Below are 16,118 nucleotides of genomic sequence, written 5' to 3'. Positions count from 1 at the left end.
ATGGTGCGCTTCACACTCTCCATGATGCTGGCGCCCTATGTCGTGCTGATCGCCGCCTCGACTGTCGCCGGCATATTGTCGTGGCGCGCCGGCCCGGAGCCGAGCCCGACGCTCGTCAACCTCACCCAGCGCATCAATGCCTGGTGGGTGATGGTGATCCTGATGTCGATCGCCTTCCTCTTCGGCAAGAACGGCATCCTGCTGCTTTTCGCCTTCGTGTCCTTCGCGGCGCTGCGCGAATTCGTGACGCTGACCTACACGCGCCGCAGCGACCACTGGGTGCTGCTCGGCATGTTCGGCATCGTGCTGCCGTTCCAGTACTGGCTGGTGTGGACGGAATGGTACGGGCTCTTCACCATCTTCATCCCGGTCTATTGCTTCCTCATCATGCCGGCGCTGACGGCGCTGCGCGGCGACACGGAGCGTTTCCTCGAACGCGTCGCGCAGCAGCAATGGGCGATCATGATCGCCGTCTACTGCATCAGCCATGTGCCCTTCCTGCTGTTCCTCGACATTCCGGGTTTCGCGGGGAGCCAAGTGTTCCTGATCGTCTTCCTGATCGTCACGGTGCAGGGCAGCGACGTGCTGCAGTATATTTTCGGAAAGCTGTTCGGGAAGCACCGCGTCTCGCCGAACGTCTCGCCGTCGAAGACGTGGGAGGGGCTGATCGGCGGGCTCGTCAGCGCCAGTCTGCTCGGCGCGGCGCTGTCCTTCATGACGCCGTTCACGCCTCTGCAGGCCGGCGCGGTGGCTTTCATGATCTGCACGCTGGGCTTTCTCGGCGGCCTCGTCGCCTCGGCCATCAAGCGCGACCAGGGCGTGAAGGACTGGGGCCAGCTGATCGAGGGCCATGGCGGCATGCTCGACCGCGCCGACAGCCTCGTCTTCGCCGCGCCGATCTTCTTCCATATCGTGCGCTTCTACTGGACGGTGTGAGCAGCTCTCAGCCTCGGGTGCAGCGCCGGCGTTCCCTCAAAAAATCAGCGGCGCGGGATCGCCTGAGTGACCCCACGCCGCTTCAGGAGCGCACCGAACCGAACCCCTCGGCTCAAGGTGCGCTCCGCCCCGCCACGGGCCGCTACTGCACGATGACGATCTGCGTGTTGCCGGGACCGAAAGTCTCGACCAGCTTGTAGAAATCCGAGGCATTGTCCGGATGCAGCCGCACGCAGCCATGCGAGGCCGGGCGGCCGAGGCGCTTCACCGCGTCCGTCGCATGGACGGCGTAACCGCCGTTAAAGAAGACGGAGTGCGGCATCGGCGCGTTGTCGTATTTCTTGGAGTACCACATCTTGTGCATGCGGATCGGCTTGTAGGAACCGGTCGGCGTGCCGTAGCCCTTGCGGCCCGTCGAGACCTTCCATTCGAAGGCGGTGCGGCCGTCGACGATAACCTCCATGGTCTGCTGCGACAGCGACACGCGGGCGACGAGCTGGTTGGTGGCGTGCGCGGCATTGGCGCCGGCGAAGATCATGGCGCCGGCGAGCATGGCGGCGGCGATGTTGATGAAACGGGCGGCGGTTTTCATTGTCTGACCCCTCTGTTGGCCGAACGGTTTCGGCTGTGTTCGTTAAGAGGGGTTATCGGTTCGTTTTGTTTCGGATTAATTTCGCTTAATGAATTATTTCGTTTCGTGAATGTTACAAAAGCCGCAATTTCCAACATGGTTCAGGCGAAAACGGGCAACATGTGCAAAGCGGGTGCGTCAAATGCAACCTTGGAGGGAGAAATCCGGCGGAATCTTCCTCGGTGGTTGTGGTTCCGCCGGTCTGCGAAACCGGCGCTTCCCCGCAACCTGCCTGCAACAGCTTCGGCCCCGCGCGGCATGAAGCGGAAACAGAGAGCCGGCATTTTCGCGGCCGGGATGAAGCGAAAAGACGGGATTTCGATGACGGAACTGGCTCGGGGAGCCATGGCCTGGACCGGCAAGGTCGCGGCGGCCACCGCCGTGCTGGCCATGGTCGGGGTCGCCGCGCCGGATGCGCGGACGCCGGGTGTCGTGACAGCGGCGAGCCCGGATGCCGCCATCGGCGCGTGACGGCGGCCCCGCCGTCGAACCGAAGGAGCGATGATGAAGAAGGGAATTGCCGGCGTGGTTCTGTCAGCGCTGCTCTACATGCAGGGCCTGCTCGGCTTCGCAGCCGTCGCCGCCGTGCTGCTCAAGGACCGTGCCGACGCCGCCGAGGCGCCCGCGATCGTGGCCGGACTGCGCTGACCGAATTGAAGACGTCCACAACCAATTGCCGGCTATTCACCCGGCGGATCGAAGCGATAGCCCGCGCCGCGGATCGTCACGATCGTGTCGGTGTCGAGCTTGCGTCGCAACCGGACGATGCGGGAATCGATGGAACGGTCGAAGGCGTCGGCATTCTCGGCGGGCGCGGCGGCGACGATGTCGTCGCGCGTCAGCACCTTGCCGGGACTGGCGAGGAAAAGGCGGATCAACGCGACCTGGCCCGCCGAAAGCTGCTCCTCGCTCCCGGAATGGTGCATCACGAGCGCCGAGCGCAGGTCGACAGTGGCGTTTTCCAGCACCAGCAGATCGCCGACGCTCTTGCCCTTGCGCGCGGCAAGGCCGCCGATGCGCGCCGCGATCTCGCGCGTCGTCGCGGCCGCATCGACGACGTCGGCGGCGCCGAGCTCCAGCGCGAGCACCTTTTCCACGAGGGCGGTCGTGCTCCAGACGAATACGAAAAGCGGGCCGCTTCCGTCGGCATGCGCCCTGAGCAGGTCGAGCGCGCTGCCGGGCGCGACGCCGTCGCCGACCACCGCTATGTCGATGCCGCCGGCGGCGAGCATCGATTCGGCTTCCCATATCTCCTCGACGCGACGCACCGCGTAACCGCGCCGGGCGAGATGTTCCTCAAGCGCCGCGCCGCTGTCCCGTGCGAGGCAGATCAGCGCAACCATCGGTCTGCCGGCCATCAATCCACTCTTCAAAGGCAATGCTGGTAATATGTTTATACCCAATCTAATTTCGGCGGAAAGCGGAGGACAGGCCCAGCTGCGCGCCCGAATTGTCGTTGTCGAGGACGAACCGGATCTCCGGGAAGCCGTCGCCGAGTATCTCGGCGCGAACGGCTACGACGTGCTGACGGCGGAGAACGCGGCAGCGATGCGCGAACTGGTCGCCAGCGAGACCTTCCAGATCGCCATACTGGACATCGCCATGCCGGGCGAGGACGGGCTGTCGCTCGGCCGCTGGCTGCGCTCGCAGCTTCCGGCCGGCATCATCTACGCCTCGGCCGCGGGCACCGCGATCGACCGGGTCGTCGGGCTGGAACTGGGAGCCGACGACTATCTGGTGAAGCCTTACGAGCTGCGGGAACTGCTGGCGCGCGTCCGCAGCGTGCTGCGGAGGCTGCCGCCGGTGGAGGCTTCGCGCCCCGCCGCGCAGCCGTCGGGCCAGGCTGCGCGCCGCCTCGTCAGCTTCGGCGGCTTCACGGCCGATCTCGACGGACGCGCCGTCACCGGCGCCGATGGCGGCATCATCGATATGGCGAAAAGCGAGTTCGACGTGCTGGAGGTCTTTTTGACCCGCCCGAACAGGCTGCTGACCCGCGCCACGATCTCCGAGGCCATCGGCTTCTCCGAAGATCCGGAATCCTCCCGCGCCGTCGACATCCGCGTCATGCGCCTGCGCAAGAAGATAGAGACCGATCCCGGCAATCCGCGCTTCCTGCGGACGGTGCGCGGAGAAGGCTACATCTTCTCGCTCCAGGGCGGCGAATAGACGGCGCGACGATAGCGATGGGCAACGGGCCGGCAGATCGCCAGCATCCGGATACCGGTTCCGCCCTGGCCGTCGTCTGCGCGAGCCTGGTACGCCAGCTCAGGCAGGCCGCCAACTGGCAGTCCGAGATGGACAGCGTGCTGGCGACGCTAGGCCGTGCGCTCGACTGCCATCGCACGATCCTGTTCCGCATGCGCGAGCTGCCGGGCAAGGGCTTCGCGCAGTCCATCGCCGCCTACTGGTCCGCTCCCTTCATCGAGGCGATCCAGCGGCCGCCGACGATCATCGTGCAGTCGATGGTCGACACCGATCCGCTGCTGGAAAGGCTGGCCGAAGACGTGCGCCAGGGCAAGACCTTCGCCGGTCACACGCGGGAGCTGAGCGGCTTCCTGCGCGAGGACTTCGAGACGCAGGGAATCCGGTCGTTCCTGTCCGTGGCGGTCTTCGCGCACGGCCATTTCTGGGGAACGCTCGCCATCAACGACTGCGTGCGCGAGCGCGAGTGGACCGACAGCGAGATGTCGGCGCTGGAACTGATGGCGATGTCGATCGGCGACGCGGTCGAGCGCTCCGAATCGGAAGCCCATGTCAGCGAGGTGATCCGCACCGCCATGGTGCAGGCATCCCTCGACGCCGTCGTCGTCATCGATGAAATCGGCTCCATCATCGAATTCAATCCCGCAGCGGAACGCATGTTCGGCTGGATCAAGGAGGAAATCCTCGGCAAGGACGTGCTCTATACGCTGATCCCGCCCTTCTACCGCGATGGCCACTCCAACGGCGCCGACTATATGGCGAAGCGCGGCAAGCCGATGATCGGCCGCCGCCTCGAGACGACGTCGATGACCGCCGACGGGGAGATATTCCCGATCGAGCTGACCGCCTCGCAAGTGGACGTCGCCGGACGAAGGCTGATCCTCGGCTCGATCCGCGACCTGCGCGAAAGGCGGCGGGCCGAGGACGAGATCAACCGCCAGCGCGAGAGGCTGCATCAGAACGAGAAGATGGCGGCCATGGGTTCGCTGCTTGCCGGCGTTTCGCATGAACTCAACAATCCGCTGGCGGTGGTGGTGGCGCAGTCCACGCTGCTGCATGAATTCGCCAGCGACCCGAGCGTCAAGTCCCGCGCCGAGAAGGTGCGAGCCGCCGCGGAGCGCTGCGGCCGCATCGTCAAGAGCTTTCTCGGCATGGTGCGCCTGCATCCGACCGCACAGGCCGAGACCGATCTCAACGCCGTCATCCGCTCGGCGCTGGAGGTCACCGCCTATGGCGCCAGGAGCAGCGGCATACAGATCGACACGGACCTCGCGCCGGGCGTGCTGCTGGTGATGGGCGACGCCGATCATCTGACGCAGGTGGCGGCCAATTTCCTCATCAACAGCCAGCATGCGCTCAACGGCGTTCCGGCGCCGCGCCGCATCAAGGTGCGCACCTATGTCGACGGCGACAATGCCCGCTTCTCGGTCGAGGACAATGGCGGCGGCATTCCGGAGGAAATCCGGCACCGTGTCTTCGAGTCCTACTTCACGACGAAGCCGGCGGGCGTGGGCACGGGCATCGGCCTCTCCATCTCGAAATCCATCGTCGAGCGCCACAAGGGGCGCGTCTGGTTCGAACCCGCTTCGCCGAGCGGTGCGCGTTTTCTCGTGGAACTGCCGCTTGCCAGCGGGACTACTGCGGGGGTCAGCGCCGCGGCGACCGCCGCCAGCGCCCTTCGCTTTGCCGTCATCGTCGACGATGAGGCCGACGTCGCCGGATCGCTCGCGGACATACTGGAACTCATGGGGGTGAAAGCCCGCGTCGACGCCAGCTACACATCCCTCGACGATCTCGTCGCGGAACAGGAACCCGACATCCTGTTCAGCGACCTGCGCATGCCGGGTGTCGGCGGTATGGAGATCTACCGGCAGATTCTCGCCCGCCGTCCACACCTCGCTCGGCGTTTCGTGCTGGTGACCGGCGACATGATCGGAGCACGCGCGGAAGTCGACACCTTGCCGGTGCATCTGCGTCCGCAGATTCTGGAGAAGCCGTTCAGCACGCTCGACGTGCGCGGAGTCCTCGGCGCCATAGGCGACCAGGTCGCGCTGACAACCGGGTGATAAAAAACGCCCCTCGGCGGCAGGAACGCCGAGGGGCGAGGATGCGCCGGAGTGAGCGCAGGGGAGGTTTCGAAACGGGGTCTCAGAAAAGATTGGGGCGCTGCGTATCCGGCTCGGCGCTCGCGATCATGCGTATGGAGCGGCCGTCACGTCCGGAATCGCGCGCGATATTGAGCAGGCATTCCTCGCTCTCGGAACCCCAGACCTGTCCGTAGCATGCCACGTCGGTGTCGGTGAGCGGCTGCAGGCGCGGACCCTTGCCGGTATTCTTCAGGGTCTCCGCGATCTTGACGGGGGCACGCTCGGCGCTGACGAGCGCCGGACCAGCAGTCGGGATCAGCGCCATCGAGCCGAGGCCGATGCCGGCAAGCGCGGCGAACATGATCATCGGATGCTCATTCGAGCGGCGACGCAGCGCGATCTGGGGAAAAAACGGATTCTGCATGGCTGCTTCCTCGACCCGCCGTGAGACCTTGCCGTATTTCGTTTTGCCAAACATTTGCATTCTCTTTTTTTCGTTCCCTTATGAAACGAAACTACTCCGCGTTTGTATCGGCTCCATGTTGCCCGTTTACGATCTTGTAACAAACGTGAAACAACAGAAACGGGCATAAAATCGTCATACATGCCACATGGCGTACGCAAACGAATGGCAAACCTGCCGGATAAAATGAACTTTTTCAGATACTTGTCCGCACGGGGCGGGACCGCTTCGGCAGACGCCGCCCGGATGTTTCGTATCCTGGTCGCATCAACGGTTATCGGTCGGGAAGGTTCCATCAACCGTTGCCGACAGGGAATCGGAGTCTCGCAGGTCAGGGGAGGGCAGACCGGGCTGAAGCCCTCCGGACGGAAACCCTGTCAGGCCGGATCAAACAAGACCGATCCGGCGGCGGCTGTTTACGCCGTGCTCAGCCGGCCGAGCGCAGTTCGGCGCGCGCCGCATCCACGGAAGGCGAGTAGGCGACGAGCGGCGGGCGCACGCCGTGGACGAGCAGGGTCTTGCGAACATGCGGCGAGGCCCCGGTGATGAAGAAGCGCACGCCTTCCCGTTTCGCCTTTTTCGCCGCAGCTTCCAGCACGTTGGCGGCCGTGGAGTCGAGGTGCGGCACGGAACTGCAATCCAGGATGAAATTGCGGTGGCGGTCGGCGATGCGATCGAGGACGGCTCCGACGGTGGACGCCGCCCCGAAGAAGAAGGCGCCGGAGATGCGATAGACGATCGTGTCCGGGTCGCTGGCCACGACCGGCTCGTATTCGCCGCGCGCGCGCCCCGAATCGTCGGCGACATCCTCCTCGACCGTGGGCACGTCGGCCTCGATGGCGATGCTCTTCGCCATGCGGTCGATGAAGAGCAGGGCGCCAAGCGCGAAGCCGACCACGATGCCCTCGGTGAGATCACGGAAGACGACGAGGCCGAAGGTGACGATGAGCACGATCGCGTCGCCGGCCGACGAGCGCAGCAATGTGGCGAAGGCATGCTTCTCGGCCATGTTCCAGGCGACGACGGCCAGCACGCCGGCAAGCGCGGCGAGCGGGATGTAGCTGGCGAGCGGGGCGGCGAGCAGCATGAAGCCGAGCAGGAAGGCGGAATGCAGCATGCCCGACACCGGACCCACCGCCCCGGCGCGCACGTTGGTGGCGGTGCGGGCGATCGTGCCGGTGACGCAGATGCCGCCGAACAGCGCGGAGCCGATATTGGCGACGCCCTGCGCGACGAGCTCGCAGTTCGACCGGTGCCGACGCCCGCTCATGCCGTCCGCGACGACGGCCGAGAGGAGCGACTCGATGGCCCCCAGCAAGGCGAAGGCGATCGCGTCGGGGAGCACCGCCTGTACTTTTTCCAGAGAGAACACCGGCAGCGCGGGCACCGGCAGCGAACGCGGTATGCCGCCGAAGCGCGTGCCGATGGTTTCGACCGGAAGCGAGAACAACGCCGCGACGACGGATGCCGAGACGACGGCTATGAGCAGGCTGGGCAGCGACGGTTTCAGGCGCTGGATGCCGACGATGATGCCGATGGTGAGCAAAGCGAGGCCGAACGCCGACGGATTGACCGTATGCGCGGCTTCGGCGAGCGCAACCAGCTTCGGCAGGAGCTCGCCCGGCTCCTTGCCGGGCAGGGTCAGGCCGAAGAGCTCGCTGAGCTGACTGGCGAAGATGATGACGGCGATGCCGGCGGTGAAGCCGACAGTCACCGGGTAGGGGATGAACTTGATGTAGGTGCCGAGCCTGAGGAAGCCGATAGCGGCGAGGAAAACGCCGGCCATCATCGTCGCCAGGACGAGCCCGTCGACGCCGTGCCGGGAGACGGTCGCGGCGACCAGAACGATGAAGGCGCCCGCCGGGCCGCCGATCTGGAAGCGGCTGCCGCCGAGCGCCGAGACGAGGAAACCGCCGACGATCGCGGTGAACAGGCCGCGATCCGGCGAGACTCCCGAGGCGATCGCGATCGCCATCGACAAAGGCAGGGCGACGATGGCGACGGTCAGGCCGGCAATGGCGTCGGCACGGAATTTCGAGAAGTTGTAGCCTTCCCTGAGCACGGTCACCAGCTTGGGCGTGAACAGCTCAGCGAATGTCGGCGCGGGGTGATGCGACGCCTTCCCGGTTTCCATGCTTGCTGTTTCCGCTCTATCGACCTGTGCGGTCATGCTCTGCCTCATCCACGAGGCGACGGGATCGTCGGCATGAAGTCGGCGGTCGCCGTCGCGACGCTTAAAAATGTTGTCACACGTCCGGATCGGACCGGCGCCCGCTCTCGCGCAGACGCACGCCCCGGCCGCCGCCCTCGCTTCGCTGGTCTTCGCCGATCAGGTCGATGCCTGCCCGTCGCAACGCCTCCGCGACCTTCGTCAGCGTGTCCACCGTGCCGCGCACGACGCCGCCGCTGGCCTCCATCCGCTGGATGGTCGGCAGCGACACGTCGGCCAGTTCGGCCAGTTGTCTCTGATCGACGCCGAGCAGCGCCCGCGCCGCGCGCAGCTGTCCGGACGTAATCATAAGGCGATGCCGGTTTCAAGGATCATTTCTTATCCTTAGAACCTTTATCATGATGCTTCAAGCATCAGTATTGATATTCCAGGCAAGAAAGTGACGGATATTTGACGTATGGCATTGGGGGCGGTGCCAGACAGTCCATCAAAGCATCGCGTTTTCCGATTGCCCGAGGTTTATGGCCATGGCCCGGTCCGGCGTAAGACGCGGGAACAACAGGCGAAATTCGGACTGGAGCTGGGTGGAGACGCGCCCTGCGCTCTATGCAGAGCGCCGTGTGGAACAGTTTCTGAATCCATAAGCTGTTGCAAAAGAACGATAAATGTGTTTGTATTGAATGAACATTCAACAATTCACGAGCACGTTATGAACCGCCATGTGCACAATGTGGCGGTCCCGAACGATTGGGATCGCAGCGGATTGCCCGGCTGGAGCTATCACAGCCCCGCCCTTCTCGAACTGGAGAAGGAGCACGTCTTCCGCAAGCATTGGCAGATCGTCGGCCACATCTCCGACCTTCCCAATCCGGGCGATTATCTCGCCATGGACGTCGTCGGCGAACGCGCGCTGGTGGTGCGCGGCAAGGACGGGGAAGTGCGCGCCTTCCACAATCTCTGCCGCCATCGCGGCAGCCGCGTCGTCGCCGAAAGCCAGGGCACCTGCAAGAACGCGCTGGTCTGCCCGTTCCACGGCTGGGTCTACAATCTGGACGGGACGCTGCGCGGCGCCGCGAGGCCGCGTTCCTTCCCGGATCTCGACAAGACGGAGTTCGGGCTGATGCCGCTGGAACTCGAAATCTGGATGGGCTTCATCTTCATCCGCTTTCGCGAGAGCGGCCAGCCTTCTGTCGCCGAACTTATGGCGCCGGTGACGGAGGAGATCAGCCATTACGACGTGCCGGACATGGTGCCGTCCTACGGCATCTGGACGCAGACGACGCCGGTCAACTGGAAATCGGTGCGCGACGTGGACAATGAGGGCTATCACGTCGCCATGGCGCATCCGGCGCTGCAGGACCTCTACGGCTCGACCTATTTCGACGAGCCCTTCGTCAACGGCGTGTCGCGTTCCTTCGCCACCTATAATCCGCATGCCGGTCGCCGCTGGAGCGTGCGGAACTACCTCAAGGTCGCGCCGCAGCCCGAACGCCTGCCGGAGCATCTGCGCAGGGCATGGGTGTATTACGGCCTGTTTCCCAACACGGTAGTCGCCCTGACGCCGGAGACCGCGCAATTCTATCAGGAATTCCCGCTGTCGACGGGCGAGACGCTGCTGCGCGGTGCGATCTACCGCTATCGCGACGAGACCCGCGAAGAGGCGGCGGCGCGCTATCTCGCCTTCCGCATCGACCGCGACACCATGGCGGAGGACGTGCAGCTTTCCGTCTGGTCGAACGAATCCATGCTGTCCGACGCTTTCCAGGGGTTCTACCTCTCCGACCTCGAATTCGGCGTGCGCACCCATCACGATCATCTGCGGCAGGCGTTGCCCGTGCTCGGGCTGGAGACCGCGCCGGACGAGAAGGATATGGCGAACCTCAACGACGCGCTGCTCAGCCGGCGCTGAGGCCTCTCGGCCAACGCGCTATTTCGCGAGTTCCGCGTCGATCGCCGCGATCTGCTTTTCCCAGAAACCCTGGCCGGTTTCGCCCATGCCGGCTTCGCGGAATGCAGTGCGCGCATCGTCGAAGGCGGTGCGGGCCTGTCTCAGCACCGCGCGGTCGCCGGTGCGGCGGCCTATCTCGACCTGCACTTCCCCGAGCACGGAGCGGGCGCGCGCCCAGCCGACGCGGTTGGAGCCCATGGCCAGCACGTCCAGAGCCTCGCCGAGCACCGCTTCCGCCTCGCGGAAGCGCTCGACGCTGCCCGTCCGCCGGCCGAGGAAAAGCAGCGTCCGGCCCTCGCTGTAACAGGCGATCGCGTAGCCGCTCGCGTCCACGTCGCGTGTGAACACCGTCCGGGCCGCGCGATAGGAGGCCAGAGACCGTTCGTAGAGCGCGACGTCTCCTTCAAGTTCGGCAAGGTCGAGATAGGTCGCGCCGAGATTGTTCATGCCGGCCGCCCAGTCGATGGGCTGGCGGTCGCGGGTGGCGACCCGCATCGACGCTTCGTATGCCGCGATCGCGCGCCGCAGCATGGCGGCGTCCTTTTCCTTGCCGCCGATATTGCTGAGCACGCTGCCGAGATTGGCCGTGGCGAGCGCCCAGTTGACCGGGTCGTTCTCGCGCGTCCAGACCGAAAGCGCGGCCTCCATTGCCTTCTCGGCGCGGCGCAGATCCTTGACGCCGCCCGCGCCGTTGCCGCGCGACGTGTAGGCGTTGCCGATGTTCATCTGCAAGCCGGCCCAGATCTCGGGCGCGGCCTTGCGCGTCATCACTTCCGCCGCGCCCGTATAGGCCTTGAGGGCGCGGTCGATGTAGGCAGGGTCGCCCGTCTGGTCCGCAAGCTTCTGATAGAGTCCACCGAGATTGAGCTGCACATAGGCCCAATCCTGCGGATAGCGCTTGCGCGGCAGCGTCTTCGATATCTCGCCATAGATGGCGGCTGCCTGATCGAGCCACGCCGCGCTGTCGGGAAGACGCGTGCCGAGCTTGGTCAGCACGATCGCCATATTGCCCTTCAACGCAGCGTCGCGCCGGCGTTCGGTTGCTGCCGGCCGATCTCCAGCGCACGGCCGTAGGCTTCGAGGCTGCGTTTCAGGGCATCGTTGTTGCCGCGATAGTCGCCGAGATCGGCCAGGGCGTCTGCCTCCGACACCTTCAACACATAGGAAAGCGGCACGTCCCAGCGCTCGGCCTGCGCGAAGGCATCGGCATAGCGCTTCGCCGCGGTGGCGAAATCGAAATTCAGATTGGCGGTATCGGCGCTCGCCCTATAGGTCGCAGCCAACTCCAGCCGCCGGCCGGCGATGTTGCGCTCCGCCTCATCCAGCGCCGCGTCGATCTCGTCGGCGCGACCGCTGGCGCGCTCCCGGAACCGCAGGGCGAGCGCGATCACGCCTTCCGCCTCCGCCTTGTCAGCAAGCTGCGACAGGCGGACGATCTCAGGGTCCTGCCGCGTCTGCACGTCGCGTTCGGCAAGCATCGCCTTGAGGCGTTCCGCACCCTGCGTCAGGCGCTGCGCCACGTCGCCGCTGCCGGCATCGACGCCGAGCGCGTCCAGCATGCCGTAGAGCGCGTCGAGCGGAACGGCGTTCGACGCCGCCACCTGCTCCACCATCTGCCGGGTCTGCGGCGGCGTAGTGGCGATGGTGAGCAGCAGCTTGCGGCGGCTCTCGCCGATCGCCTCGTCGTCGGCCGAGGCTTTCGGCGGCTCGAGGCCGAAATAGAGCAGCCGTCTGAGGCCGGCGCTGACCCATGGCAATTGCCGCGCCGAAGTCTTCAGATAGACCTCCTCCGACACCATGGTCATGACGTCGCCGAAGGCGTAGCCGCCGGCCGCAAGGTGCTTGAGCAGCGCCGCCGCATAGGGGCTGTTGCCGCCCGGATCGCCGTCCAGCGCGGCCTTGCCGGGTTCTGCGGCGAAGCCGATGACCGTGCCCAGCGTTTCCTGCCGGGCGTCGCCGAGCGGCACGGCGCCGCGCGGCACGCCGAGGCCGATGGCGCTGGCGGGCGCCGCCCGGCCATCCGCGGCGGAAACGACCGTACCCGGCGGAAACGGATTGGTGCGGCAGGCGTCCAGCAGCACGATCACGATGGGCACGGCCTTGCGCAGCCGCTCCAGTATCGGACCTATCGCGACAAGATCCTTCGCCGCGCCATTTGCATCGGGCGGGGCGGCGTCGACCGGGACCAGAAAATTCTCGCCGCCGGCCTCAATGCCATGCCCTGAATAATAGATCAGCGCGACATCGGCCTCCGCCGCATCCTCCTCGAAGCGCGAGAGCGCACGATCGAGGCGTCTCATGTCGCCGTCCGCCAGCGTGTCGACGTCGAAGCCGAGACCGGAGAGGAGATTGCCGATCTCCCGCGCATCGTTGGCGGGATTGGGCAGCGGCTGAAGCTGCCGGTAGGCCGACTGGCCGATGACCAGCGCGACGCCGCGCAACGCCCTGCCTTCCCCGGCAAGGACGAATGTCGAGGCGAAGACCAGCAGCGCGAAAGCTGCCGCGCACAAACGCCACATCCGCATCGCTGCTTCCGAAGCCTGCATCGCCCACCCCGGCTTTGGCCGCAAGAAGACTGCAATCCGCCGATGGCGGCAAGATGGCAGCTTCCAATATCGAAGCCTCCTGCCGGCCTGTCGCGCACCGGCAAGCTTCGCGACGGTTTCCGGAAGGCCGGTGCACCTTCGCAATTGCGAAAAGCGCGTGTCGCCGCTATGCGTGACATCAACTGAGGAGTGACCCATGCGTATCGACGCCATCCAGATCGGCAAGAATCCGCCCGAAGACGTCAACGTGATCATCGAGGTGCCGGTCGGAGGCGAGCCGATCAAGTACGAGATGGACAAGGAGGCGGGTACGCTGGTCGTCGACCGTTTCCTCTACACGGCCATGCGTTATCCGGGGAATTACGGCTTCGTGCCGCACACACTGTCAGGCGACGGCGATCCGATCGACGTGCTGGTGGCCAACACGCGCGCCCTGGTGCCAGGCTGCATCATCAATGTGCGGCCGATCGGCGTGCTGATCATGGAGGACAATGCCGGCACGGACGAGAAGGTGATCGCGGTGCCGACGCCGAAGCTGACGCTGCGCTACGCCAACGTCCATAATTACAGCGATCTGCCGGAAATCACGCTGCAGCAGATCGAGCATTTCTTCGAGCACTACAAGGATCTGGAGCCCGGCAAGTGGGTGAAGATCGGCGGCTGGCATGACGCCGCCTATGCGCGCAGGATGATCACCGAGGCGATCGACCGGGCGAAGGCCGCGAAGTAGCGCGTTCGCCTCACGGCCGCGTGAAGGACGGCACCTGCACGACGCCTCCGACAAGCACGGGCTCGTCCGCGCCGCATGAAAAGTCCCGCACCTGCTCGTCGGCAATGCGGCGGGCCGTCTCGTTGGCCTTGGGATTTCCCGTGGCGACGACATAGCCGACGGCGCAGCCCTGCCGGTCGCCAGGTTGTCCCACCTTCTCGACGACCAGCACCTCGGTCTTCTTCTCCGGGTCTTCCGGCACGTCGTTGACGAACCAGCGATGGATGGTGGCGAAGGGAAGCTTCTGCTCTCCGTTCACCGCGATCCGCCATTCGATCTTCGGTCCGGTCGAATTGAACGCGTCGAAACTCTCCCAGGCAGGCGTGCCTTCCGGCGGGAAGCCGTAGAAGACGGATTCGCGCAAGTCTCCGTAGAACAGGAGGACCGGAAAGCCGAAATAGCCGGAGCAGACATAGTCGGCGGCATCCACGCCCTCCTCGGCGGTCGAGATCATGACGCAGTCGCGGCCGATGTCGAGATCCGTATAGACGCTCTCGATGGTTTCGGCCCGCGCGGCAGCGGCGGCGAGGCCGAAGAAAACGGCTGCAACAAGGGTTCGCTTCATGGTCACGCCTCCGGTGGAGGCCGACGCTAGCGCCTTTTCGGCCTCAGGTGAACCGGCGCCGACAGTTTCGCCTCCAGCGCCGCGATCAGCCGTTGCGTGTCACCGGCCACGCGCAGCGTCTTCAGCCGGGAGGTATTGCCCGCAGCGATGGAAACGCTGGCCTTCGGGACGCCGAGCCAGTCCGCGAGAAGTCTCCCGGCGGCATCGTTCGCGGCCCCCTTGTCGGGAACCGCCCGCACACGCATGGCAATATGGGGACGGCCGTCGGACGCCGTTTCCACGCCGGTGACGTTTTCGTCGCTGGCGCGCGGCGTCAGCCGCACCTGCACCAGCACGCCGCCCGCATCGGCGCGGAAGGGCTGCATTGTCACACCACCAGCGGAGCGACCGAGGTGATGAGGAACTGGCGCAGGAAGAAGATGATGAGCAGTACGATGATGGGCGAAATGTCTATGCCGCCAAGATCCGGCAGAATTTTGCGGACCGGCCGCAGCACCGGCTCCGTAATCCGGAACAGGAAGTCGCCGATCATGCCGACGAACTGGTTGCGCGAATTCACGACGTTGAACGCATAGAGCCACGAGAAGATGGCCGAGGCGATCAAAAGCCACCAGTAGATGTCGAGCGCAAACACGAGCGTCTGGATCAGCGCGAGCATTCTGTTCTCCGTCAACAGGCCGACATGTAGCCATTGCCCCGGACAGCGGCAAGTGCCGGCATCATACATATGCCAACGGCGTCTTGCCGAATCGGTCCAGCGCGTCGTTTACTGCGGTGTCGGCGCGTCCTTCGCGATCAGGCCCTCGTTCTTCAAATCGGACCAGAGCGATGACGGAATAGCGTGCCGGAAATTGGCGACGTTCTGCCTGACATGATCCGGGTGGATGGCGCCGGGAATGACCGAGGCGACCGAAGGATGGCCGAGCGGGAACTGGAGAGCGGCCGCTGCCAGCGGAACGCCATGCGCCTTGCATACCGCCTCGATGCGCCGCACCCGTTCCATCACTTCCGGCGTCGCATCGTCGTAATTGTATTTTGCACCGGGAACGGCGCCCGTCGCGGCAATGCCGGAGGAGAAGACGCCGCCGATGACGATGCCCACATTGCGCCGCCGGCAATAGGGCAGCTCCTCCTTCAGCGTGTCGTGATCGAGCAAAGTGTATTGCAGCGCCAGCAGGAAGAAATCGAGATCGAACAGATCGAGGAAACGCGGGATCATCCCCAGTTCGTTGATGCCGGCGCCGATGCCCCGCACCAGACCGTGCGAGCGCAACTGATCGAGCGCGCGCCAGCCCGAGGTGAAAAGCTGGTCGAGATAGGCGCTCACCTTCTTGTCCAGCAGGTGGTGCCGTATGTCGAGATCATGGATGACGAGAAGGTCGATGCGGTTCATGCCGAGCCGCATATGCGACTGCTCGTAGGCGCGCATGATGCCGTCATAGCTGTAGTCGTGGACATGGTCGAAGCGCAGCCCGCCTTTCCAGAAACCGGTGTCGAAGCCTTCCGGATCGGCCGGCGGGAAAAACCAGCGGCCGACCTTGGTCGACAGCACGAAATCACCGCGCGGCTTGTTGTCCAGGACGCGGCCGGTGCGGATTTCGCTGAGGCCGCGCCCGTACCAGGGAGCGGTGTCGAAATAGCGTATGCCTTCATCCCAGGCGGCATTCAGGGTCTCAGCGGCGGTAGCCTCGTCGACCTTGACGAAAAGTTCGCCGATGCCGGCGCCGCCAAATCCGAGTTGCGAGAGCGGAACGCCGGATTTGCCAAGGATGCGGGTCTCGTGTGGATTCATGTCGGCAGT

The 16,118-nt window shown here is 65.1% G+C and carries 18 protein-coding genes; 7 read left to right on the top strand and 11 right to left on the bottom strand.

Going from position 1 to position 16,118, the window contains the following annotated elements; all coding sequences use genetic code 11:
- Positions 1 to 936 carry a phosphatidate cytidylyltransferase gene (locus M9955_03630; GenBank protein MCO5080731.1) on the top strand — a complete coding sequence of 312 codons (936 nt, stop codon included), beginning with the start codon at positions 1 to 3 and terminating at the stop codon, positions 934 to 936.
- A 142-nt stretch (positions 937 to 1,078) separates the two neighbouring features.
- Here the strand turns inward: M9955_03630 and M9955_03625 are convergent, their stop codons facing one another.
- Positions 1,079 to 1,528: a L,D-transpeptidase gene (locus M9955_03625; GenBank protein MCO5080730.1), complete on the bottom strand. Its 450-nt coding sequence runs from the start codon at positions 1,526 to 1,528 to the stop codon at positions 1,079 to 1,081.
- Between the two features lie 360 nt (positions 1,529 to 1,888).
- On the opposite strand from M9955_03625, the gene M9955_03620 reads away from it, so the two are divergent.
- Together M9955_03620 and M9955_03615 are read left to right on the top strand one after the other, a co-directional pair.
- Positions 1,889 to 2,038 (top strand): hypothetical protein, encoded by a 150-nt coding sequence (locus M9955_03620; GenBank protein MCO5080729.1) that lies wholly within the window; start codon positions 1,889 to 1,891, stop codon positions 2,036 to 2,038.
- A 33-nt stretch (positions 2,039 to 2,071) separates the two neighbouring features.
- Positions 2,072 to 2,215, top strand: coding sequence for a hypothetical protein (locus tag M9955_03615; protein MCO5080728.1), 144 nt, complete (start codon positions 2,072 to 2,074; stop codon positions 2,213 to 2,215).
- A 32-nt stretch (positions 2,216 to 2,247) separates the two neighbouring features.
- Here M9955_03615 and M9955_03610 read toward each other — a convergent pair whose 3' ends face one another.
- A complete protein-coding gene (locus M9955_03610; protein MCO5080727.1) occupies positions 2,248 to 2,925 on the bottom strand; it encodes a winged helix-turn-helix domain-containing protein in 678 nt (225 codons plus the stop codon).
- A gap of 31 nt (positions 2,926 to 2,956) precedes the next feature.
- Between M9955_03610 and M9955_03605 the strand changes: the two genes are divergently transcribed.
- Both M9955_03605 and M9955_03600 read left to right on the top strand, forming a co-directional pair.
- Positions 2,957 to 3,733, top strand: coding sequence for a response regulator transcription factor (locus tag M9955_03605; GenBank protein ID MCO5080726.1), 777 nt, complete (start codon positions 2,957 to 2,959; stop codon positions 3,731 to 3,733).
- 17 nt (positions 3,734 to 3,750) lie between these two features.
- On the top strand, positions 3,751 to 5,835 hold the full coding sequence (locus M9955_03600; protein ID MCO5080725.1) for a PAS domain S-box protein: 2,085 nt from the start codon (positions 3,751 to 3,753) through the stop codon (positions 5,833 to 5,835).
- A gap of 82 nt (positions 5,836 to 5,917) precedes the next feature.
- On the opposite strand, the gene M9955_03595 is transcribed toward M9955_03600, so the two are convergent.
- From M9955_03595 to M9955_03585, 3 genes are all read right to left on the bottom strand, one after another.
- Positions 5,918 to 6,334 (bottom strand): hypothetical protein, encoded by a 417-nt coding sequence (locus tag M9955_03595; protein ID MCO5080724.1) that lies wholly within the window; start codon positions 6,332 to 6,334, stop codon positions 5,918 to 5,920.
- A gap of 412 nt (positions 6,335 to 6,746) precedes the next feature.
- Positions 6,747 to 8,453: a SulP family inorganic anion transporter gene (locus tag M9955_03590; GenBank protein ID MCO5080723.1), complete on the bottom strand. Its 1,707-nt coding sequence runs from the start codon at positions 8,451 to 8,453 to the stop codon at positions 6,747 to 6,749.
- A 112-nt stretch (positions 8,454 to 8,565) separates the two neighbouring features.
- A complete protein-coding gene (locus M9955_03585; GenBank protein MCO5080722.1) occupies positions 8,566 to 8,838 on the bottom strand; it encodes a helix-turn-helix transcriptional regulator in 273 nt (90 codons plus the stop codon).
- A 360-nt stretch (positions 8,839 to 9,198) separates the two neighbouring features.
- On the opposite strand from M9955_03585, the gene M9955_03580 reads away from it, so the two are divergent.
- Positions 9,199 to 10,398 (top strand): aromatic ring-hydroxylating dioxygenase subunit alpha, encoded by a 1,200-nt coding sequence (locus tag M9955_03580; GenBank protein ID MCO5080721.1) that lies wholly within the window; start codon positions 9,199 to 9,201, stop codon positions 10,396 to 10,398.
- 18 nt (positions 10,399 to 10,416) lie between these two features.
- Here the strand turns inward: M9955_03580 and M9955_03575 are convergent, their stop codons facing one another.
- Positions 10,417 to 11,442 carry a tetratricopeptide repeat protein gene (locus M9955_03575; GenBank protein MCO5080720.1) on the bottom strand — a complete coding sequence of 342 codons (1,026 nt, stop codon included), beginning with the start codon at positions 11,440 to 11,442 and terminating at the stop codon, positions 10,417 to 10,419.
- An 8-nt stretch (positions 11,443 to 11,450) separates the two neighbouring features.
- On the bottom strand, positions 11,451 to 12,956 hold the full coding sequence (locus tag M9955_03570; GenBank protein ID MCO5080719.1) for a caspase family protein: 1,506 nt from the start codon (positions 12,954 to 12,956) through the stop codon (positions 11,451 to 11,453).
- 223 nt (positions 12,957 to 13,179) lie between these two features.
- Here M9955_03570 and ppa point away from each other — a divergent pair, with 223 nt between their 5' ends.
- On the top strand, positions 13,180 to 13,713 hold the full coding sequence (gene ppa / locus M9955_03565) for an inorganic diphosphatase (GenBank protein ID MCO5080718.1): 534 nt from the start codon (positions 13,180 to 13,182) through the stop codon (positions 13,711 to 13,713).
- Positions 13,714 to 13,723: 10 nt separating this feature from the next.
- On the opposite strand, the gene M9955_03560 is transcribed toward ppa, so the two are convergent.
- The 4 genes from M9955_03560 to M9955_03545 all read right to left on the bottom strand — a co-directional run bounded on the left by M9955_03560 (position 13,724) and on the right by M9955_03545 (position 16,109).
- Complete coding sequence (locus M9955_03560; protein MCO5080717.1) at positions 13,724 to 14,317, bottom strand: hypothetical protein; 594 nt, start codon at positions 14,315 to 14,317, stop codon at positions 13,724 to 13,726.
- 26 nt (positions 14,318 to 14,343) lie between these two features.
- Complete coding sequence (locus tag M9955_03555) at positions 14,344 to 14,682, bottom strand: DUF167 family protein (protein MCO5080716.1); 339 nt, start codon at positions 14,680 to 14,682, stop codon at positions 14,344 to 14,346.
- 2 nt (positions 14,683 to 14,684) lie between these two features.
- Entirely contained in the window at positions 14,685 to 14,975 is a 291-nt protein-coding gene (locus M9955_03550) for a YggT family protein (GenBank protein ID MCO5080715.1), read from the bottom strand.
- Positions 14,976 to 15,083: 108 nt separating this feature from the next.
- A complete protein-coding gene (locus M9955_03545) occupies positions 15,084 to 16,109 on the bottom strand; it encodes an aldo/keto reductase (GenBank protein ID MCO5080714.1) in 1,026 nt (341 codons plus the stop codon).
- Positions 16,110 to 16,118 lie beyond the last annotated feature (9 nt).

The sequence above is a fragment of the Rhizobiaceae bacterium genome (genome assembly GCA_023953845.1).
Classification (GTDB): domain Bacteria; phylum Pseudomonadota; class Alphaproteobacteria; order Rhizobiales; family Rhizobiaceae; genus Arvimicrobium.
This window is presented reverse-complemented; position numbering and strand designations above follow the sequence as displayed.